Source organism: Ruegeria sp. BI11 (genome assembly GCF_056538005.1).
Genome location: NZ_JBQFSM010000039.1, coordinates 1 through 3,201 on the forward strand (window position 1 = coordinate 1; position 3,201 = coordinate 3,201).

Below are 3,201 nucleotides of genomic sequence, written 5' to 3' on the forward strand. Positions count from 1 at the left end.
GGGCTACTTGCCTGGTTTTGGGAATGATTTTGAGACTGAGGCGTTGTCTGGGGCTTTGCCGCAGGGGATGAACAGCCCTCAGCGGTGTAATTATGGGCTTTATGGCGAGCAGCTCAGCGGGACGGCTTTTACTGCCAACCCGCCCGAGCGGACGTGGTGTTATCGCATCCGGCCCTCGGTCAAGCACTCGCATCGCTACGACAAGATCGACCTGCCTTATTGGCAATCCGCGCCTTGTGTGGACCCGGACGTGATCAGCCTGGGACAGTACCGCTGGGATGCGGTACCGCATTCCGATCAGGGGCTGACCTGGCTGACCGGTATGCGCACGATGACCACGGCGGGGGATGTGAACACGCAGGTCGGCATGGCCAGCCATATCTATCTGGTCACCGAGTCGATGGTGGATGACTATTTCTTCTCGGCCGATTCCGAGCTGCTGGTGGTGCCGCAGGAAGGCCGCCTGCGCTTTGCGACCGAGCTGGGGATCATCGATCTGGAACCCAAGGAGATCGCCATCCTCCCTCGCGGGCTGGTCTATCGCGTCGAAGTGCTGGAGGGCCCCGCGCGCGGCTTTGTCTGCGAGAATTACGGCCAGAAGTTCGAACTGCCGGGCCGCGGCCCGATCGGTGCGAACTGCATGGCCAACCCGCGCGATTTCAAGGCCCCCGTGGCGGCGTTTGAAGACCGCGAGGCGCCCTCGACCGTGACCGTCAAATGGTGCGGGCAGTTCCACACCACCAAGATCGGCCAAAGCCCGCTGGACGTGGTCGCGTGGCACGGCAATTACGCGCCCTACAAATATGACCTGCGCACCTATTGTCCCGTCGGCGCGATCCTGTTCGACCACCCGGATCCGTCGATCTTTACCGTGCTGACCGCGCCCTCGGGGCAGCCCGGCACGGCCAATATCGACTTTGTCCTGTTCCGCGAACGCTGGATGGTGGCCGAGGATACCTTCCGCCCGCCGTGGTATCACAAGAACATCATGTCCGAGCTGATGGGCAATATCTACGGCCAGTACGATGCCAAACCGCAGGGCTTTGTTCCCGGCGGCATGAGCCTGCACAACATGATGCTGCCGCATGGGCCGGACCGCGAGGCATTCGAAAAAGCGTCGAACGCCAACCTTGGGCCGGACAAGTTGGACAACACCATGTCCTTCATGTTCGAAACCCGCTTCCCGCAGCATCTGACACCTTTTGCCGCCAATGAGGCTCCGCTGCAGGACGATTACATTGACTGCTGGACCTCGCTTGAGAAAAAGTTCGACGGCACCCCGGATAAAAAGTGAGGCTGAGATGAGCTTTGATATCTGGATCACCTATGTCGCCACGGTCCTGCTGCTGATGAGCACCCCCGGCCCCAGCCAGTTGCTGATGCTATCCAATTCCGCGGCCAATGGCTTGAAACGCGGAGTGTTCACGGCGGCCGGAGACCTGACAGCCAATCTGTTGCAAATGCTGGCTGCCGGGCTTGGTCTGGCCGCGATCATTGCAGCGTCGGGCACGGCGCTGGCGGTGATCAAATGGCTGGGCGTGGCCTATCTGGTGTTCCTTGGGGTGAAGATGATCGTAAAGGCGGAACATAAGACCACGCAGACCGCGCCTCGCGCCAGCCGCAAGACGCTGTGGATGCAGGGCTTTATCACCTCGGCCGCCAATCCCAAGGCTGTGGTGTTCTTCGCAGCCCTGTTCCCGCTGTTCATCGACGGCGCGCTGCCGTTCTGGCCGCAATTTGCCGTCCTGTCCGCCACCTATCTGACCATCGACGGGCTGTTTCTGACCGCCTATGGCGGCAGCGCCAGCTGGCTGGCCGCGCGGCTCAAAGGATCGGCTCGGCTGTGGCTGGACCGGGCTGGTGGCGGATTCATGATATTGGCGGCCCTTCTGCTGGGGCTGAAATCCCTGCGCGACGCGCAATAGACCCGAAAAACAAGGATCACAGATGCCTTTGATGACCTCCTGGGTGGCCTCGGCCAATGATGCGAACCACCCGTTTCCATTGAACAACCTGCCCTATGGCGTGTTTTCGACCCAAGGGTCAGACCCCCGCTGTGGCGTGGCCATCGGCGACATGATCCTGGACATCACTGCAGCCGAGGCCGAAGGGCTGATCGACCTGTCCGATGATCCCTTGTTCGACCTGCCCTTCTGGAACCCGCTGATGGAAGAAGGCCCCGCCGTCTGGGCTGCCCTGCGTGACCGGCTAACAGCTTTGCTGGCCGAAGGGTCCGAGGAGCAAGACAAGGTCGAACCCCTGCTTGTCGCGCAGGCCGAGGCTGAACTACACATGCCGTTTGCCGTCAGCGAATACACCGATTTCTATGCGGGTCGTTATCACGCCCAGAATGTCGGCACCATGTTCCGCGGCCCGGAAAACGCCCTGCCGCCGAACTGGCTGCACATCCCGATCGGCTATAACGGCCGGGCGTCTTCGGTTGTCGTCTCGGACACGGAGATTCGCCGCCCCTGGGGGCAGCTGAAAGGGCCGAATGACGACACGCCCCGCTTTGCCCCCTCGGCACGGTTCGATATTGAGCTTGAGATGGGCGCCATCGTCGGCACCCCCTCGGATGGGCCAATCTCGGTGCAAGAGGCGGATGACAATATCTTTGGCTACGTCCTGCTGAACGATTGGTCAGCACGCGACATCCAGGCCTGGGAATACCAGCCGCTCGGGCCGTTTCAGGCCAAGGCCACGGCAACCTCAATCAGCCCGTGGATCGTCACCAAGGCGGCACTCGAGCCGTTCCGCTGCGACACCCCGGAACGTGAGGTTGAACTGCTGGATCACCTCAAGGACGTTGGCCCGATGCTGTATGACATCGATCTGGAAATCACCATGGCCCCCGAGGGCAAACCCGCCACGACCATCGCGCGGACCAATTACAACGAGATGTACTATTCGGCAGCGCAACAACTGGCGCACCACTCCACATCCGGCTGCCCGATGAACACCGGAGACCTGCTGGGCTCAGGCACCATCTCAGGCCCCGAAAAACACAATCGCGGCTCGCTGCTGGAACTCAGCTGGGGTGGCAAAGAGCCCCTGACACTCGACACCGGCGAAACCCGCAGCTTCATCGAAAACGGCGACACCCTAACCCTGACAGGCAAAGCCAAAGGCAACGGATACACTATCGGATTCGGAAACTGCTCAGGAACAATCATGCCAGCACTCGATAAGCCATATACACGA

Annotated in this window: 3 protein-coding genes; all 3 read left to right on the forward strand. The window is 61.0% G+C overall.

Annotation, left to right across the window (positions count from 1 at the left end; translation table 11 throughout):
- Positions 1-1,294, forward strand: a 1,294-nt coding sequence (gene hmgA / locus ACR0DT_RS24840) for a homogentisate 1,2-dioxygenase (protein ID WP_480713316.1), incomplete at its 5' end; no start/stop codon positions are given.
- Between the two features lie 7 nt (positions 1,295-1,301).
- Complete coding sequence (locus ACR0DT_RS24845; RefSeq protein WP_480713317.1) at positions 1,302-1,925, forward strand: LysE family translocator; 624 nt, start codon at positions 1,302-1,304, stop codon at positions 1,923-1,925.
- A gap of 22 nt (positions 1,926-1,947) precedes the next feature.
- The coding region (gene fahA / locus ACR0DT_RS24850; RefSeq protein WP_480713318.1) for a fumarylacetoacetase at positions 1,948-3,201 on the forward strand (1,254 nt) is incomplete at its 3' end.

Excerpts from the sequence above, each read along its gene's own strand:
- ACR0DT_RS24845 (WP_480713317.1), top strand. The coding sequence starts at position 1,302 with ATGAGCTTTGATATCTGGATCACCTATGTCGCCACGGTCCTGCTGCTG.